Source organism: Hanstruepera ponticola, from assembly GCF_002940745.1.
Taxonomy (GTDB): Bacteria; Bacteroidota; Bacteroidia; order Flavobacteriales; family Flavobacteriaceae; genus Hanstruepera; species Hanstruepera ponticola.
On the sequence record NZ_POTB01000001.1, the window covers coordinates 2,232,891 to 2,251,114 of the forward strand.

At 33.8% G+C, this 18,224-nt stretch carries 21 protein-coding genes; 14 read left to right on the forward strand and 7 right to left on the reverse strand.

The window, feature by feature from the left end:
* The first annotated feature begins 19 nt into the window (after positions 1–19).
* The 7 genes from C1S72_RS10080 to C1S72_RS10110 all read left to right on the forward strand — a co-directional run bounded on the left by C1S72_RS10080 (position 20) and on the right by C1S72_RS10110 (position 6,013).
* Entirely contained in the window at positions 20–1,171 is a 1,152-nt protein-coding gene (locus C1S72_RS10080; protein WP_230401637.1) for a BaiN/RdsA family NAD(P)/FAD-dependent oxidoreductase, read from the forward strand.
* On the forward strand, positions 1,168–1,701 hold the full coding sequence (locus C1S72_RS10085; protein ID WP_104735474.1) for a DUF1697 domain-containing protein: 534 nt from the start codon (positions 1,168–1,170) through the stop codon (positions 1,699–1,701). Before C1S72_RS10080 ends, C1S72_RS10085 begins: the two co-directional genes overlap by 4 nt.
* Positions 1,702–1,708: 7 nt before the next feature.
* Positions 1,709–2,794 (forward strand): diphosphomevalonate decarboxylase, encoded by a 1,086-nt coding sequence (gene mvaD, locus C1S72_RS10090; RefSeq protein ID WP_104735475.1) that lies wholly within the window; start codon positions 1,709–1,711, stop codon positions 2,792–2,794.
* 62 nt (positions 2,795–2,856) lie between these two features.
* Positions 2,857–3,204: a four helix bundle protein gene (locus C1S72_RS10095; protein ID WP_104735476.1), complete on the forward strand. Its 348-nt coding sequence runs from the start codon at positions 2,857–2,859 to the stop codon at positions 3,202–3,204.
* Between the two features lie 36 nt (positions 3,205–3,240).
* Positions 3,241–4,170, forward strand: a complete 930-nt coding sequence (locus tag C1S72_RS10100; RefSeq protein WP_104735477.1) for a mevalonate kinase family protein — start codon at positions 3,241–3,243, stop codon at positions 4,168–4,170.
* 11 nt (positions 4,171–4,181) lie between these two features.
* Entirely contained in the window at positions 4,182–5,096 is a 915-nt protein-coding gene (locus C1S72_RS10105; RefSeq protein WP_104735478.1) for a geranylgeranylglycerol-phosphate geranylgeranyltransferase, read from the forward strand.
* A gap of 41 nt (positions 5,097–5,137) precedes the next feature.
* The gene (locus tag C1S72_RS10110; RefSeq protein ID WP_104735479.1) at positions 5,138–6,013 is read left to right on the forward strand and encodes a pseudouridine synthase; all 876 of its coding nucleotides are present in this window, start codon (positions 5,138–5,140) and stop codon (positions 6,011–6,013) included.
* A gap of 112 nt (positions 6,014–6,125) precedes the next feature.
* On the opposite strand, the gene C1S72_RS10115 is transcribed toward C1S72_RS10110, so the two are convergent.
* The gene (locus tag C1S72_RS10115; protein ID WP_104735480.1) at positions 6,126–7,136 is read right to left on the reverse strand and encodes a transglutaminase domain-containing protein; all 1,011 of its coding nucleotides are present in this window, start codon (positions 7,134–7,136) and stop codon (positions 6,126–6,128) included.
* Between the two features lie 20 nt (positions 7,137–7,156).
* Entirely contained in the window at positions 7,157–7,630 is a 474-nt protein-coding gene (locus C1S72_RS10120; protein WP_162919955.1) for a carboxypeptidase-like regulatory domain-containing protein, read from the reverse strand.
* Between the two features lie 493 nt (positions 7,631–8,123).
* Between C1S72_RS10120 and C1S72_RS10125 the strand changes: the two genes are divergently transcribed.
* From C1S72_RS10125 to C1S72_RS10155, 7 genes are read left to right on the forward strand one after another with little or no spacing between them, the layout of a single operon-like run.
* Positions 8,124–9,521, forward strand: coding sequence for an arginine decarboxylase (locus C1S72_RS10125; protein WP_104735482.1), 1,398 nt, complete (start codon positions 8,124–8,126; stop codon positions 9,519–9,521).
* Positions 9,514–10,455, forward strand: a complete 942-nt coding sequence (gene speB, locus C1S72_RS10130) for an agmatinase (RefSeq protein WP_104735483.1) — start codon at positions 9,514–9,516, stop codon at positions 10,453–10,455. The genes C1S72_RS10125 and speB overlap by 8 nt, the downstream gene beginning before the upstream one ends.
* Positions 10,445–11,419: a deoxyhypusine synthase family protein gene (locus C1S72_RS10135; RefSeq protein ID WP_104735484.1), complete on the forward strand. Its 975-nt coding sequence runs from the start codon at positions 10,445–10,447 to the stop codon at positions 11,417–11,419. Before speB ends, C1S72_RS10135 begins: the two co-directional genes overlap by 11 nt.
* A gap of 2 nt (positions 11,420–11,421) precedes the next feature.
* Positions 11,422–11,754 (forward strand): hypothetical protein, encoded by a 333-nt coding sequence (locus tag C1S72_RS10140; RefSeq protein WP_104735485.1) that lies wholly within the window; start codon positions 11,422–11,424, stop codon positions 11,752–11,754.
* Between the two features lie 14 nt (positions 11,755–11,768).
* A complete protein-coding gene (locus C1S72_RS10145) occupies positions 11,769–11,999 on the forward strand; it encodes a hypothetical protein (RefSeq protein WP_104735486.1) in 231 nt (76 codons plus the stop codon).
* Positions 12,000–12,010: 11 nt separating this feature from the next.
* Entirely contained in the window at positions 12,011–12,427 is a 417-nt protein-coding gene (locus C1S72_RS10150) for a VOC family protein (RefSeq protein ID WP_104735487.1), read from the forward strand.
* Between the two features lie 3 nt (positions 12,428–12,430).
* Entirely contained in the window at positions 12,431–13,210 is a 780-nt protein-coding gene (locus C1S72_RS10155) for an RMD1 family protein (RefSeq protein WP_104735488.1), read from the forward strand.
* Here C1S72_RS10155 and C1S72_RS10160 read toward each other — a convergent pair whose 3' ends face one another.
* The 5 genes from C1S72_RS10160 to C1S72_RS10180 form a co-directional block, all read right to left on the reverse strand.
* The gene (locus C1S72_RS10160; RefSeq protein ID WP_104735489.1) at positions 13,211–14,035 is read right to left on the reverse strand and encodes an alpha/beta hydrolase; all 825 of its coding nucleotides are present in this window, start codon (positions 14,033–14,035) and stop codon (positions 13,211–13,213) included.
* Positions 14,025–15,488: a mannosyltransferase gene (locus C1S72_RS10165; RefSeq protein ID WP_104735490.1), complete on the reverse strand. Its 1,464-nt coding sequence runs from the start codon at positions 15,486–15,488 to the stop codon at positions 14,025–14,027. The genes C1S72_RS10160 and C1S72_RS10165 overlap by 11 nt, the downstream gene beginning before the upstream one ends.
* Before the next feature lie 34 nt (positions 15,489–15,522).
* Positions 15,523–17,007, reverse strand: coding sequence for a cellulose synthase family protein (locus C1S72_RS10170; protein WP_104735491.1), 1,485 nt, complete (start codon positions 17,005–17,007; stop codon positions 15,523–15,525).
* Entirely contained in the window at positions 17,004–17,696 is a 693-nt protein-coding gene (locus C1S72_RS10175; RefSeq protein ID WP_104735492.1) for a glycosyltransferase family 2 protein, read from the reverse strand. Before C1S72_RS10175 ends, C1S72_RS10170 begins: the two co-directional genes overlap by 4 nt.
* Before the next feature lie 129 nt (positions 17,697–17,825).
* Positions 17,826–18,161 carry a GIY-YIG nuclease family protein gene (locus C1S72_RS10180; RefSeq protein ID WP_104735493.1) on the reverse strand — a complete coding sequence of 112 codons (336 nt, stop codon included), beginning with the start codon at positions 18,159–18,161 and terminating at the stop codon, positions 17,826–17,828.
* Between the last annotated feature and the right edge of the window lie 63 nt (positions 18,162–18,224).

Here is an 18,224-nt window from a genome sequence, read left to right on the forward strand (position 1 = left end):
CTTTTTTGCAGCCATTAATATGGCTGAACAAAACCCTAGCTTGAAAATTGCGATATTGGAAAAAGCTAAAGAAGGCCTTCAGAAAGTGAAAATATCAGGAGGAGGTCGTTGTAATGTTACACACGCCGAATTTATACCCCAAGAGCTAGTAACGAATTACCCCAGAGGTGAAAAAGAATTGTTAGGACCTTTTCATCAATTTATGACTGGTGATACCATTGAATGGTTTGAAAAACGAGGTGTGGAACTTAAAATAGAAGATGATGGACGTATGTTTCCCATTACAGATAGCTCTAAAACAATTGTCGATTGTTTTTTAAATGAAGCTAAAAAACACCATGTAGAAGTTTTTTATAGTAAAAATGTATCCAAAATAATTCCAACTGATAATTTAGGTTTTGAATTAGAGGCAAAAGATGAAAAATTCTCTTGTAAAAAACTCTTAATAGCAACAGGAAGTAGTGTAAAGTTTTGGAAGCTACTTGAAAATTTAGGCCACACTATTGTTAATCCTGTTCCGTCACTTTTCACTTTTAATATTAAAGATAATCGTATAAAGGATATTCCTGGTGTGGTTGCCCAACAGGTGAGCGTGAAAGTTCTTGGAACTGACTTGTTCAGTGAAGGCCCTTTGCTTATAACACATGTTGGTATGAGTGCTCCGGCTATTCTAAAATTATCAGCTTTTGGTGCTGTTGAATTAGCAAAACGAAACTATTTATTTGATATTGAAATTAATTTCATTAATGATACTTATGAAAATTGTTTAAATAAAATAAAGCTTTTTAAGCATGATTTGGCAAAAAAATTAGTTTTGAAATCAGCTCAATTTTATTTGCCAAAACGGCTATGGAAACAATTGGTTTTAGCTGCAGATATTGAAACAGAAGCGCGTTGGGCAGATTTGAATAAAAGTCAATTAGAGGGATTAGCCGCTCAATTAACACAAGCTGTTTTTCATGTTAGCGGGAAAAGTACATTTAAAGACGAGTTTGTAACTGCTGGTGGTGTGGATTTAAAGGAGGTGAATTTTAAAACCTTTGAAAGTAAGCTTTTTCCAAACTTGTATTTTGCAGGTGAAGTACTGAATATTGATGCTGTAACAGGTGGATTTAATTTTCAAAATGCTTGGACAGGTGCTTATATTTCAGCAAAAGCAATAGCCAAATGAAAACATATATTGCATTATTAAAAGGTATTAATGTAGGTGGTCATAAAAAAGTACCTATGATAGATTTGAGAAATTTGCTAGAAAAAGAAGGTTTTCAAAATGTACAAACCTATATTCAAAGCGGAAATGTGATTTTGCAAACCAGTGAAAGTAATAAGCTAGAAATTGAAGAGTACATTTCAAAAGCCATACAATCTCATTTTGGTTTTGAAGTATCTGTTTTGGTAAAAACTAGAACCGAACTGCTGAACATTTTCGAAAAATCTCCTTTTAATGAAGAAAAAAAGAAAGCCAGTTATTTTATGATGCTGCATGATGAGCCAAAAGCTGAAGTGGTTCGTGAAGCTTCACAAAAAGTGTATGAAGGTGAAGAATATCACATTATCAATGATTGTATTTATTATTTTCATGATAAAGGTTTGGGTAAGGCAAAATTTAATGTCAATTTTTTTGAACGAAAATTTCAAACATTCGCAACTGCTAGAAACTACAACACAATGCTAAAGTTATTATCTTTGTCCGAAGATTAACTGAACCATGACCGAACACGATTTTATTCTAAAGCCATATACTATTGCAAAGCAAACTGGGAAAGTTTCTTGGGAATCACCAAGTAATATAGCACTTGTAAAATATTGGGGAAAAAAGAAAGATCAGATTCCGGAGAATCCATCTATTAGTTTTACTCTCAATAATTGTAAGACAATAACAACTTTATCCTATACTCCAAAAGAAAATGTAGATGATTTTTCATTTGAGGTGTATTTAGACGGGATTAAAAAAGACGATTTCAAGCCTAAAATTGAGGTCTTTTTTCAACGTGTAGAAAAATATCTTCCTTTTTTAAAAGATTATCATTTTAAAATTGAAACCCAAAATAGCTTTCCACATAGTTCCGGAATTGCATCTTCTGCATCTGGAATGAGTGCTTTGGCCTTGTGTTTGATGAGTATTGAAAAGTCTATTCAACCACAAATGACTGTCGAGTTTTTTAACCAAAAAGCATCCTTTTTAGCACGTTTAGGTTCTGGTTCGGCTTGTAGAAGTATAGAAGGAGACTTAATTGTTTGGGGAAAAACCGAAAGCATAGTTGGAAGTACGGATTTATATGGCGTGAAATACCCATACCTAGTTCACGACAATTTTAAACAGTATCAAGACACCATTTTGTTGGTTGATAAAGGAGAAAAGCAGGTAAGTAGTACAGTTGGTCATAATTTAATGCATGATCATCCTTTTGCAAAAAACAGATTCCAACAGGCTCATACTAATTTAGAAAGTTTGAAATCAATTTTAAAATCAGGTGATTTAGATTCTTTTATTGAACTTATAGAAAGTGAAGCCTTGACATTACATGCCATGATGATGACGAGTATACCATATTTTATTTTGATGAAGCCAAACACTTTAGAGATAATCAATAAAATTTGGAAATTCAGAAAAGCAACGGGTTTACATATGGGCTTTACTTTAGATGCTGGAGCCAACGTTCATGTGCTTTATCCTAAGAAAGAGTCTGAAAAAATATTGGAATTTATTCAGAACGAGTTAGTTGCATATTGTAAAAATGAAGAATATATTTGCGACGAAATTGGTTTTGGTGCAGAAAAAATTAATGATTAAAAGTTAAAAATGAATAATTTTTATACCTTAACTTTTGGGTGTAGAACTAAAATTATTCATTTATGAAACCTAATGTTATTAAAGATAAAAGCTTTGATTTTGCAGTTGATATTGTTGATTTATACAAAGAATTGGCAAACAATAGAAAAGAATTTGTGATGTCTAGACAACTTTTAAAATCAGGAACATCAATTGGAGCAAATGTACGAGAAGCTGAATTTGCACAAAGCAAACCTGATTTCACAAACAAGATGTCAATTAGCTTAAAGGAAGCCAATGAAACAGATTATTGGTTAGATTTGTTATACGCAACGGATTTTATCAATAAAGAAGAATTTGAAAAATTTAAGCCTAAATCACAGGAAATGTTACGATTATTGGTTAGTATTGTAAAAACATCTAAAGTTTAATTATTAACTTTGCATTATTAATTTTTCATTAATCAGATGAAAGGACCACTTTTTTATTCAAAAATTCTACTCTTTGGAGAATATGGTATCATCAAAGATTCTAAAGGACTATCAATTCCTTATAACTTTTACAATGGAGCCCTAAAGGTTTCAGATACTGATACGGAAGTCACAAAAAAATCAAATAATAATTTAAAGCGGTTTGCTGATTATTTAGAAACAATAGACTCGCAATTGGTGAGATTTGATGTTGAAGCCCTTCGTAGTGATTTGGCTGAAGGTATGTATTTTGATTCGTCAATTCCTCAAGGTTATGGTGTGGGAAGTAGTGGTGCCTTGGTTGCTGCTATTTATGATAAATATGCTTTCAATAAAATTACGGTTTTAGAGAATTTAACAAGAGAAAAACTCTTAAAATTAAAAGCCATATTTTCTGAAATGGAATCCTTTTTCCATGGTAAGTCATCTGGTTTAGATCCTTTGAATAGTTATTTAAGCATTCCTATTCTCATTAATTCAAAAGACAACATTGAAGCAACGGGTATTCCATCACAAAAAGTAGATGGTAAAGGAGCAGTCTTTTTATTAGATAGTGGTGTTGTTGGTGAAACGGCACCTATGGTTAGTATTTTTATGGAAAATATGAAACAAGAAGGTTTCCGTAGTATGCTTAAAGACCAGTTTATTAAACATACAGATGCCTGTGTGGATGATTTTCTTAAAGGTGATGTGAAATCATTGTTTAAAAACACAAAACAATTGTCTAAAGTCGTTTTAAATCATTTCAAGCCAATGATTCCTAAACAGTTTCATGATTTATGGAAAAAAGGTCTTGAAACCAATGATTACTATCTTAAACTATGTGGTTCTGGAGGTGGAGGCTATATTCTTGGTTTTACTGAAAACATTGAAAAAGCCAAAGAATCCCTCAAAGATTATAAATTAGAGGTTGTATACAACTTCTAAAATCTCCCGACATGTTATCCCGTAGGCAAAAACATATTTTACTAAAGTTTTTTAGTATGTTTTCTGTCATAAGAGGTTACAATATTCTTATTATTATCATAGCGCAATATCTTGCCGCCATTTATATTTTGGCACACAATAAGACCTTACGTTCAGTATTGCTAGACCTCAATCTTTTTATGTTGGTTTTAGCATCCTCGGCAACCATTGCTGCAGGCTATATCATCAACAATTTTTATGACTCTGAAAAAGATTTAATCAATCGTCCGCAGAAATCTATGTTAGATAGGTTGGTCAGTCAAAACACCAAACTTTCATTCTATTTCGTGCTTAATTTTATTGCAGTCATTTTAGCTAGCTATGTTTCGTTCAAAGCAGTTATTTTCTTTTCAGTTTATATTTTTGCTATTTGGTTTTATTCGCATAAACTCAAAAAAATGCCCTTTGTAGGTAATTTGACATCAGCTATTCTAACCATTACTCCTTTTTTTGTCATCTTCATATATTACAAAAACTTTGAATCGGTTATTTTTGTTCATGCCATGTTTTTGTTTCTCGTTATATCAATGAGAGAACTCACAAAAGATTTAGAGAATATTACTGGTGATTTGGCTCAAAACTACCATACGATTCCTGTGGTTTATGGGGAAAAAGCTTCAAAAGCCATGCTTACCATACTGGGTGCACTAACACTCATTCCAGCCTTTTTACTCATTTATAAATTTCAGGTTGGTAGAATGGCTTATTTCTTTTATTTGAGTGTAATTTTACTGGTTGTTTTTCAGCTACTATTATGGAAATCAACCAGTAAGCCACAGTATTTGGTGCTTCACAATATATTGAAATTTATAATTATTGCTGGAGTTGTTAGTATTCCATTGATTGATGTGTCAGTGATATTGAATAAAATTCCTATTATTAGTTAAGCTATTAATTATCATCTATCTTTGCCAAAAATTTGGTAATCATGAGCAGAAAGCAAGGAACAGGCGGAAAGAAGCGACCTTCAGGAAGAGGACAAAGACATAATAACGCAAACACAACGGGAAGAGGTGGTAATAATTCAGGCGATAAGAGCCTGGCACGCGGTAATTCACCTATGAAAAAGAAAGCAACAACCAATACATCTGGTGATTCTGATAGCATCAGGCTTAATAAATATATTGCCAATTCAGGTATTTGCTCACGTCGTGAAGCTGATGAGCATATTGCTATTGGTTTAGTTACTGTAAATGGAAAGGTTGTTACAGAAATGGGTTATAAGGTTAAGCTGGAAGATGACGTACGTTATGATGGCAGACGTATTAACCCAGAAAAGAATGCTTATGTATTGCTCAATAAGCCAAAAGGCTTTGCTACAACTACTAGTGAAGGAAAAGGCAGAACGGTTATGGATTTGGTGGCCAATGCAACCAATGCTAAAATAAAACCAATAGGCCGTTTGGGTCGAAACTCTACAGGATTACTGTTATTTACCAATGATGATAGTGTCGTAAAAAAGTTTACAAATTCTAAAAATGGTGTGCCGCGTTTGTTTCAGGTGGAATTGGATAAAAACCTTAAATACGAAGATTTAAAAAGTATTCAAGACGGTTTTAAAATTGATGGTAAGTTAATAGCTGTTGAAGAAATAAGCTATATAAAAGGCGAAAGTAAAAATCTAATAGGCTTAAAAATAAAGAATACAGGAAACACCATTATCCGAACCATTTTTGATCATTTTAATTATGACATGATTAAAATTGATTGTGTCGCCATTGGGCATTTAACCAAAAAAGACATTCCTCGTGGTCATTGGAAACACCTGACCGAACAAGAGGTGAATACCTTGAAGATGCTTTAGATTTTAAATTTTGAAGTTTCGTTTACGTTCTGATATGAATTGTTTAAATTGTTTATATCAGCCTTAAACGAAGTTAGTTGAATTTTTTAACAAAGTCAATTATTGTTGTTTTTCAACCTTTCACCTCAAACGTATACGTAGAAATATACTCCTCACCAATCATGAGATGTACATCATAAAACCCAACAGCATTAAACTGGTATTCCAGAGTTAAGTTTTGATTTATAATTTTTGTTGTTGGTGAAACATGCCTATCGCTTGTGCCATTATCTATTATAAGGCTAATGGTATTATCAGAAACAGGTTTTTGTAATTGATACGTAAATGAGACGGTTTCGTGCTTTTTAACCGTATTATGAAATCTTTTAGGAGCATGATGGGTTTCTAGCGTTTTATAAGCGCTGCCATACAATAGAGGTGCTTCCAAAAAGTCCCTAAAAGCTGGTGTTGTGCCTTCAAACAATAACCATTTAGTATCTATAGGGTAATGATTCAGAATAAAGAGTTCTGGATTGGTTAAAAAATAACCGTCATTATAGTCAAAAGTAAATGTCAAGGTTTCGGCATTCTGGATACCACTGGCCCAAGTTGGGTCGCACAAGTACCATTTGTCGTTGAGTTTTACAGCATTCCAGGTATGGTTTGGCATATCCGATTCATGTAACAAATTGGTGCTCGTTTTTCCATAACCATGAACAATTTCACATGGGATGTTGGCCAATGACGCCAGTTGTTGAACCATAAAAGCATAACCTGTACAAATGGTCTTTTTATCTTTAATTAACTTTCTAAAAACATCTTTTTTTAATCGATTGTTCCAGTTTTGAGTTTTTAGACTGTCTGCCTTAAAGCGTTGCCGTTTGCGTTTATTTTTTAAATACAGATTATAATCATTCTTTATGTTGGTGCAAACCCACATGTAAATGGCTCTAAAGCGTTCTACATCGGTTGTCAATCCAGTGGTTAGGTAATTAGTCAATTCCTGTAAATCATATAAATCAGCGCTTTTAAAAGCCAATGCCAAGCTATCGGCTTTCCGAAAGTCAATATGTTTGAAATCGGACTGCTGCGCTTGGATTTGACATGCTATTAAAAAGATACAGCTATACAGTAATTGTTTCATAAATTTAGAAAGGAAGCACCTTACTTCTTGCGTTTACTTTTATAAGGTTTGTCACTTTGCAAAGCGCCAAGTATTTGAACAGTTTCGGAAGCCAATTCAACTTCTATAAATGGTGCATTTTTGTCTATTTTTATTTCTCGAGCGTGATACCCTAAATGACTAAAAACCAAAACATCCTTTTCTTTTAGTGTTTGTGGAAAGGTAAACATACCCTTCTTGTCTGTAATGGTTCGGGTGTCTGTACCTTTCAAGGTAATGGTTACTTGATCTACTGGGCCATTTTCATCGCTAACAATGCCTTTTACTTCCGTTCCAGTGTTGTTTTGAGCTAGTAGATTACTGGAGAAGAAAAGAGTCATCATAATAATGCTTAAAAAAGAAATTGTTTTTTTGGCTGATTGCGTGTCTAGGTCAAACGGCCAATAATCATTTTTGTTTATTAGCGATTTTTTTTCAATTTGAGACTTTTTTAAGTCATTTTTTTTCTGTGACATTAGTGCTGTTGTTTTCATAATTATTAAGATTTATACTCAAATCTATAGCTGTTCTTTTTACAATAATAGTGCTATTTAGCCATTGCAATCATTTTACAAGGGAACGTACCTTTTCAATTAGTAAAAGACTAATTTAATGATTAAAAGATACTGAATTTCAAGGCATAAAAATAATTTCAAAAAAAATATGAAAATGTTTTGCATGTCAAAAAAAAAATTACATTTGCAGCGCATTTAGCTGAACAAATTGAAACCTGTTTTTATGTTCGGGCTTTTGAAAATTAGGAAGTCATATTCAAAAGCTGCTTATCGTTTAAGTAACCGAATTTTAGAGCTAACTTCCGCTTACTACATCGTCATGAGCCAACATTTGTTTGGATTCATTCCTACAACACATCCACAAATTCAAGTTTGATTATTTGATATTTAATGATATCTTAATGCTGAAAGTTAATTTCAGTTTGTACCTTTAAATTTCAATTAAAAACTATTAATGAATACAAAATATATTGACTTGGTTAATCAAACATTTGATTTCCCACAAGAAGAATTTAAACTTGAAAATAAAACACTAGAATTCCACGATATTGATTTAATGCAGTTGGTTGAAGATTATGGTGCACCTTTAAAATTCACGTATTTACCTCAAATTTCTAATAATATCAATCGAGCTAAAACGTGGTTTGGTAATGCCATAAAAAAACATAAGTACAAGGGCAAGTACAACTATTGTTACTGTACAAAAAGCTCACATTTTAAACATGTTTTAGATGAAGCATTAAAAAATAATATTCATATTGAAACATCTTCAGCTTTTGATATTGACATTGTTGAAAGCCTCAAGGCTGAAGGAAAAATTACTGATGAAACGTTTGTGATTTCAAACGGATTTAAGCGTGCTCAATATGTTACTAATATTGCACGATTGATTAACAATGGTCATAAAAATGCCATTCCGATTATTGATAACTATGAAGAAATTGATTTACTTTCTGAAGAAATAAAAGGTAAATTCAACATAGGTATTCGTATTGCTTCTGAAGAAGAGCCTAAATTTGAGTTCTACACATCTCGTTTAGGTATAGGATACAAAAACATTGTGCCATTCTATAAAACTCAAATTCAGAATAATAAAAAGGTGAAACTAAAAATGTTGCACTTTTTTATCAATACAGGAATTAGAGATAATGCTTATTATTGGAATGAGTTGTCTAAATGCCTGAAGGTTTACACGAGTTTGAAGAAGATATGCCCATCATTAGATAGCTTGAATATTGGTGGCGGCTTTCCAATTAAAAACTCGTTGGCTTTTGATTTTGATTATGAATATATGGTTGATGAAATCATTAACCAAATAAAAACGGTTTGTGAAGATGAGGAAGTAGCAGTACCACACATTTTTACTGAATTTGGAAGTTTTACCGTTGGCGAAAGTGGCGGAGCAATCTATGAAGTGCTATACCAAAAACAGCAGAACGATCGTGAAAAGTGGAACATGATTAACTCATCATTTATCACAACTTTACCAGATACTTGGGCTATTAACAAACGCTTTATTATGCTGCCTATTAACCGTTGGTATGATAGCTATGAACGTGTGTTATTGGGTGGATTAACCTGCGACAGTGACGATTATTATAACAGCGAGCAGCATATGAACGCTATCTATTTACCAAAATACAATAAGGAAAAACCTTTATACATTGGCTTCTTTAATACGGGAGCGTATCAAGAAACTATTGGCGGATTTGGAGGTTTACAACACTGCTTAATTCCGTCGCCAAAGCATATTTTAATCAATAAGGATGATAACGGAAATATCACCACAAAACTATTTAGTGAACAACAAAAAAGTGAAGACTTACTTAAAATTTTAGGTTACAATGAGTAATAAAACATACGCAGGAATAGAAGACCAATATTCCAAATTAGACAATTCAAAAATTGTATTAATTCCTGTGCCATATGATGGTACAAGTACTTGGCAAAAAGGAGCTGATAAAGGTCCAGAAGCATTTTTACATGCATCAGAAAATATGGAACTTTATGATATAGAAACTCAAACTGAAGTATATAAACAGGGTGTGTATCTGGCTAATCCTGTTACCGAAAACACCTCACCAGAAAGTATGGTTGATGCTGTTCATGACGTTACTAAAAAGTATATCAAAAAGAATAAGTTTGTTACTATTTTTGGGGGTGAACACTCTATTTCTATAGGAACTATTCGTGCTTTTAATGAGTGTTATGATAATCTTACGGTTTTACAGTTAGATGCGCATGCCGATTTACGTCAAGAGTATCATGGTAGCAAATGCAATCATGCTTGTGCTGTTTATGAAGCAAGCCAAACAACTAACTTGATTCAAGTAGGTATTAGAAGCATGGACGTTATTGAAACCACTGTTATGGATACTGACAAAACATTTTTTGCGCATGATATGGCAGTGGATGATACTTGGATGGATTCGGCAATAGATTTAATGACTGATAACGTATTTATAACTATTGATTTAGATGCTTTTGACCCTTCTATTATGCCTAGTACTGGAACACCAGAACCAGGTGGTTTACTTTGGTATGAAACATTAGAGTTTTTAAAGCAGGTTTTTGAAGAAAAAAATGTGGTTGGTTTTGATATTGTTGAACTATGTCCAAACCCTAATGAAGGGTCTTCAGACTTCTTGGCAGCTAAATTATATTACAAAATGCTATCATATAAATTTATGCATGATGAAGCTGACGATAATTTCGATAATAATTTTAACGAATCTCAAGTAGGTATTAATAAATTTTCTAAATTTAATGACGAAGATGACAACTAAAGGACATATATCACAATTCATAGAAAAGTACTATTTACACTTTAATGCAGCTGCCTTGGTAGATGCCGCAAAAGGGTATGAAGATCAATTGAATTCAGGTGCTAAAATGTTGGTCTCTTTAGCTGGCGCTATGAGTACTGCCGAACTTGGTAAAATATTTGCCGAAATGATTCGTCAAGATAAAGTGCATATCATTTCTTGTACAGGTGCCAATTTAGAGGAGGATATTATGAATTTAGTCGCTCATTCACATTATAAACGCGTACCTAATTATCGCGATTTAACACCTCAAGACGAATGGGATTTACTTGAAAAAGGCTTGAACCGTGTAACGGATACGTGTATTCCCGAAGAAGAAGCGTTTCGTAGAATTCAAGAACATATTGTTAAAATATGGAAAGATGCTGAAGCTAAAGGTGAGCGCTATTTGCCTCACGAATATATGTACAAGTTATTATTGTCTGGAGTTTTAGAAGAATACTATGAAATAGATATTAAAAATTCATGGATGTACGCAGCGGCTGAAAAGAATCTACCAATTGTTTGTCCAGGATGGGAGGACAGTACCATGGGTAATATTTTTGCGAGTTATGTTCTTAAAGGCGAATTGCAAGCCAGTACCATGAAATCTGGAATTGAATATATGACCTTCTTGGCCGATTGGTACACAGATAATTCTGAAAAAGGAATTGGATTCTTCCAGATTGGAGGCGGAATTGCAGGTGATTTTCCTATTTGTGTTGTACCTATGTTGTATCAGGATATGGAACGTACTGATACACCGTTTTGGAGTTATTTTTGTCAAATTTCAGATTCAACAACTAGTTACGGTTCTTATTCCGGAGCCGTACCAAATGAAAAGATAACCTGGGGTAAATTAGATATTAACACACCAAAATTTATAATAGAAAGTGATGCTACTATTGTAGCGCCATTAATTTTCGCCTACTTATTAGATATGTAATTATGAATAAAAAAGACAATTTGAAACGCGTAATTGTAGATTTTAAAAAACTAACACCAGAAATTTTGGCTTTGTTGGTTGAAAAGTATCCAGATGGTTATGATGAAGATCAAATCATCACCTTCCGAAATGCTAAAAATGAAATTATTGATGCTGTTGAAGTGACTACTGAAGATACCAAATATTTGGTAAAAGTGAGCACCAAATTGGCTGTAACCATGGAAAATTATGATGAGGATGATTATGAGGATTTTGATGATGATGATCCAGAAGCAGTGCAAGATCCGGAATTAGAAGTTTCAGAGGATGACACCACCGATAACGAAGAAGATTAAATTAATTTAGAATCATGAGAACTGCTGTTTTTAAGTCTTACAAGAACGGTTATTTTACGTTTTGGTTTGAAAATGGAGAAGAATTGGCTTTTGAGGAAGTACACCCGCGTGTCCTTAAACAATTCGACTTAAAAAATGATAAAAGCTTAAGAGACCAAGAGTTTCGCATTACGTTTGTGGAAGTATATGAAGATGATGATGAAGACTTGGTTATATATAGAGTTGAAAGTTTAAAACCCATCTAATTCTTTTTTCTATGGATACATCATTTCACATGTCTTTACCATGCTCGAGCATTAAAGACACAAAGAACTTTTATGTTAACAGTATTGGTGCCACTTTAGGTAGGCATACGCAAAATTGGATTGATGTGAACCTTTATGGACATCAAATGACGTTTATTAAAGCAGGAAAGTTTGATTTTAATAATCCCAACTATGTATTTGAAGGACGTATTCTGCCTTCCTTTCATTTTGGTGTTATAGTTGACAGTATTGCTTGGAAAGAAATCTATAACAGATTTAAGGATACCGATTTAGAATTGGTAACCAAAACAACGTTTTTAGAAGGAAAACTGGGTCAGCATACGTCTTTTTTTATTAAAGATCCAAATGGTTATATGTTAGAGTTTAAATGCTTTAAAAAACCTAACGAAACCTTCAAACATTCATGAGACATGTATAATGTTGTTGCTTATCAAGTAGCAGACACTATCAATATCAAACAAGTTAAAGAGCAACTGTCAATGCAGTTGCTCTTTCAAGATAGTGATGAGATTTATTTTAAAAAATCCGATGATAAATTCTTGTATATCTTTCACTATGGCATGGTGAGTTTTTTCAACATGGATAGTGCTGAAATAGATAGGATTTTAAAACACATTAAACTGTTTTCTAAAAACTATACTTTTGATAGTAATTCTGAAGATATTGAAGTCGATATTATTCCAAATAAAATGGCGGTAACCTTTGAAAAAGTTATTTTGCCTGAAATGAATGATGAAATGATTCGCTTGGTAATGCTTAATGCTTCCCAATCTGTGGCCTTAACTCGTTATTCTCAAATAACTGAAGATTTATTGATTGAAACCAATGAGCATACCTTGTATTTAGAAAATAAAGGCAAATTGGATATTTCTGGAAATAAACTCAAACGGTTTATTGGTAAAATCTTAAACATTAAGAACAAAATATCAGAGAACCTCTATATTTTTGACTCACCAGATAGTACTTGGGAAGATGAGCAATTAAATAAATTGAACTCTGAACTCAAGCAAACCTTTGATCTTAAAGATCGTTATCACTTAATTCATGATAGAATTGATATTATAAAAGAGAATTTAGAACTCTTTAAAGATATCATGGATCATAAGGAAAGTAGCAAGCTGGAGTGGATTATCATCATTCTTATTTTAGTAGAGGTAGTCGATATGTTTATAGCTAAGCTCTTTTTTTAACTACAGAATTTTCTTGAGCTCGTCGTAATATTGTTTAGTGATGTGTAAGCCGTTATGACCTCCTTCACGAATGGGATGTAAACTAATATTTTCGGGTTGAATAAGTTGTAACTTTTTAGCGTTCGTGTCTGGATGAATTAAAAAATCACGAGTCCCATAATAAATGTTTATTGGACAAGTAACTGATTTAATATACTCATACGTGGGAATATCATACTTAATTAAAAACTCTGGAATGGGTGGTGCTATTTCTTCAGTAATGAGTGTTTTCCACGAGTAGTATGGCGCATTTAATATTAGCATTTTAGGATTGTTTTTTGAAGCTACATAAGTAGCCAATCCAGAACCCAAGGAATAACCTAATATTACAATTTGGTCTTCTGAATACCGTTTTTTCACGAAGTCGTAGACTGTTTCAGAATCATGTAATAATTCTTCTGTATTGCAATATTCACCATCACTTTTACCATAGTTTCTGTAATCAAAAAACAGAATGTCGTAGCCGTTATCTAAATACAATGGTGCACGTGTTCCCCATTCATGTATGGCACCAGCATTGCCGTGATAATATATAATAACACCTTTTTCAGGTTGTTGTGTTTTAAATAATAAGGCGTTTAAGCTTACGCCTTCAGCAACGGGAATGTCATATTCTTCAAACTCCTGTTCAAAAGTGTAAACATAATCCTTATCTAAATGCTTGGGATTAAAAAAGAAGCGTTCCTGTTTAAAGTACATAAATACTAAGGACAGGACATACAACACTACCAAAGTGGCAATGATTCTTAAGAGTCTTCTAAAGAGCTTTGGAAAATTAATTTTCAAGTGGCTTGGTTTTTTTCAAGTCCCACAAAAATACTATAAAAACCACCACATATTCAAATGCAATAATCCAGAGATTTTCGGAGTAGTCTGTATAACTGTATGCTAGATAGCTTAACACAATCATAAAGCTCCATACTAAAGGAAATTTGTAATGCGTGAAAACAGACAGTAATAACAAAGTAACCAGATACCAAGGATGAACCGTTGTAGATAAAAATAAGTACACTGTTAAAGCCAATAGCATACTTAAAACGACATTTTTTGTATTTGTGTTATTTCTTATTAGACCCAACATAATAACACTGCTACAGACTGTAAAAGCCAGTAATTTACCAATAATAGCAATTTGGTTATAACCGGAAATCCAAAAGCCTATTTCACGAAATAGATAATATAGACTAGCATTAAATTCAAAGTTTTGAAACCATAATCCCACGGTTTCTGTGTAGTTGTTTAGGAATTGTGGATTGTAGAAGGGTAGGAATGATAAGATTGTGACCAAACCTATTATCCCATAAAATAAAAAGAGCTTTGTCATTCCTGCGGAGGCAGGAATCCACTTGTTTATCGATTCTTTGCCAAGAGATTGCTTCGCTTTACTCGCAATGACGGACTTATTGCTATGAGATTTCTCGACTGCGCTCGAAATGACAGGCTTTGGTTTAGAGGTGAACCATTTGAAGAACAGTGGTAGGAATAACAAAGGGATTAATTTAACCGATACCGAACAGGCAAATACCACTGCTGCCCATTGCCATTTGTGTTTGTGCAACAGGTAGAGACTCCAAACTAGGAAAAAGACCATGACACCTTCAAAATGAAGGTTGCCTGTGAGTTCAATAATAATAAACGGATTGAGGATATACCAATACAAATTATAGGTTGGTAGGTTTAGTGCTTGTAAGAGTTTTTTGCCAAACATTAGTGTACCAAAGTCTGCCGCAATAATAATGAGACGCAATACTAGAACAGAACCCCAAATACTTTTGCCAGCAAATAGCCCAGCTAATATAAAACATAATTGATTTAGAGGCGGATAGTTAGTAAAGTGCCCAGCGCTTAAGCTACCCATGCCATTGAACAATTCTTGAGCTTGAGTTATGGGAAACAGGTTTTGATTAATAAAACTTTGCGGTGTATACAGGTAGGGATTAAAGCCCTCCAAAACCATGCGGCCATCCCAGATAAACCGGTAAAAATCTTGTGATAGGTTTGGAATTGCCAAAATGAACAGTGCCCGAAAGCCAAATGCCAAGCCTACTACTAGTTTTGGGTGGTGTTTTAACAGCGATACCAGCTTACAGAAGGCCCAAAACAGTCCAGCGTATAACAGGACTAATTTAAGGCTTTGGGTACGCTCCAAGGTATAGGCAAACAATAGATATAATACTATGGACACTAGTACATAAAACCCGAGCCACGTGTTTCGTTTGGTAACCTCATTGTTTTGCATAGGTTAAATATAGCTTATAATTGTATGAAATGATTTAAGCCTTTATAAACACCGACTTAACAAACACATATCCAAAGCCTAAAAAGAGCATGAGGTGGAAGGGGAAGAGCCCAAAATCGCCGTTGCCTACCACAAATGCCGAGTACATGCCAAAGGCAAAGTAGCCCATGAGCAGGCCTTCCAAAATGACTTTAAATGAAAATGTACTTTTAAGGTATTTGTTGTCTTTATAAGGATCCTGCGTGGTGTTAATATTGAATTTTGGCGTACGAATAAAGTCGCTGCGTTTACCCAAATGACCTTCTATTACAGCCAAGGTATTGTGTAATGAAAAGCCCATAGCAACTGAAAAGAATGTGAAAAACATAGCTATATATTTTACGAAATCCTTGAGGCTAGAACCATAAATACGCCTATACATGACCCAATAACAGCTAAAGAAAATCAGCGTGCTTAACACAAAGAAACTCATTATGATAAAGTAAGGTTTTAGGCTCGTGTGCTGGTTTTTAATATACAGCATAGGAATACTCAATACGGCTACTATTAAGATGTTTAAAAACATGGTACTATTGAGCAAGTGTAATATACCATGTGCTTTGGTTTTTGTACTTATTTGTTTGTTTCTTAAAATTTTAAACAGCAATTTTTGGAAGTTTTCGGCACCACCTTTGTTCCACCTGAATTGTTGTGATTTTGCCGCACTGATTACTACAGGCAATTCGGCAGGTGTTTCAACATGTTCCAAATATTTGAATTTCCAGTTTTTAAGTTGCGCACGATAGCTTAAATCTAAATCTTCGGTAAGGGTGTCGCCTTCCCAGTTTCCAGCATCGATTATACAGGTTTTTCGCCAAACACCAGCTGTTCCATTAAAGTTAATAAAATGGCCTTTACTACTACGCCCTGTTTGTTCTAAAGTGAAATGTGCATCTAGTGCGAATGCCTGAACTTTGGTTAACAACGAATAATCACGATTGATATGTCCCCAACGGGTTTGTACAACACCAATGGCTTCATCTTTAAAATAAGGAATGGTTTGTTTAAGCCAGTTGGGTTTTGGTAGGAAGTCGGCATCAAAAATAGCGATGAATTCGCCTTGAGCCGCTTTCAATCCTTCTTTAAGAGCACCAGCTTTAAATCCTTCTCGATTTTTTCTATGAAGATGTTTTATATCTAAACCTGTTCGTTGTAGTTTTTGAACTTGTAGTTTTGTTGTTTTTAAGGACTCATCGGTTGAGTCGTCTAGAACTTGAATTTCCAATTTATGTTTGGGGTAGTCTATTTTTGCGATGTTATTGAGTAGGCGTTCTATTACATACAATTCATTATAAACGGGTAACTGAATAGTTACATAAGGCACTTGTTCTGGATTTGATAAATCAAACAGTGGAGATTGGTGGTTTGTTTTGGAGGCTCTTAAATAATTGGTTAACAGATTTAGCTGGGCCAAAGCATACACAAAAATCATGAGTATGGCTAGGGTATATATGCTTATGACAATGGTTTCTATTATCATTTTTTAAGTCCGTATTTAAAAATCCAACCCAAAATCTTTATGCCAGCCATAACAGCTCCTTTAAATGTTCCAGACACTTTAGAGACACCAATGCGGTTGCGATACCTGACAGGGATTTCGGTATAAGTCATATTTTGTTTGAGTGCTTTTAACTGCATTTCTACAGTCCAACCATAGGTTTTGTCCTCCATATTTAAAGCTAAAAGTTTATCATACTTAATAGCGCGAAATGGGCCTAAATCGGTAAACTTAGCATGAAACAATAATGCCATAAGCTTAGTGGCTAGCCAATTGCCAAATATCTGAGGTCCTGTCATAGAACCTTTCTCTCGTAGTCGTTTCACACGTGCACCAATTACAAAATCGATATTGTTTTTGGTCATGGGTTGAATAAGTTTGGTTAATTCTTCCGGATAGTCACTATAGTCGCCATCTAAAAATACCACGATATCTGGTTTGATATTTTGTTCTGAAATATAAGTTATACCTTTTAAACACGCATAACCATAGCCTTTGCGGTTTTCGGTTAAAACCGTTGCACCAGCTTGTTTGGCGTTGACTTCAGTATCATCATTCGAGTTATTACTTACCACAATTATCTCGTTAACAACATCTGGGATCTCATTAATAACATGAGCAATGGAGTCTGCTTCGTTGTAAGCCGGAATGATGACTTTTATAATGGACATTAGCTGTTTGTTTCGATTGGCAAAAGTACAAATGTTTTAGGGTTTATATGGCTTCGACCTTTCGACAAGCTCAAGGTAAACTTGCTCAGCGTGACAAGGGGCTTATTATTTATAATATTTATAACGATGTCAGTCCGAGCTGGTCGAGGACTCATTTCTTTTATCAGGATGATCATACTCTGAATAATTTTTAGAGAACTCAATTAAATGATTCCAGTTTTCATTTATCAATGCTTCCTTTTTTCTATGTGACCATCCTTTGATTTGTTTTTCTATTTTAATAGCTTCAGTTGGATTAGTACATTGTAAATGCCATACCAATTTCATAGGTCTTCGGGAATATGTGTAGGTGTCTTTTCTGTGCCCTGCTTTATGCTGTAAAATACGCTTTTCTAAATCGTTCGTCATACCTGTGTAGTAGGTGTTGTCTGAACAGAGAAGTATGTAGACGTAATAAAATTTCATATTTGATTGTTTTGATTGCGCTTCGACAAGCTCAGCGTGACAAGGGGCTCTATGTTTTTGTTA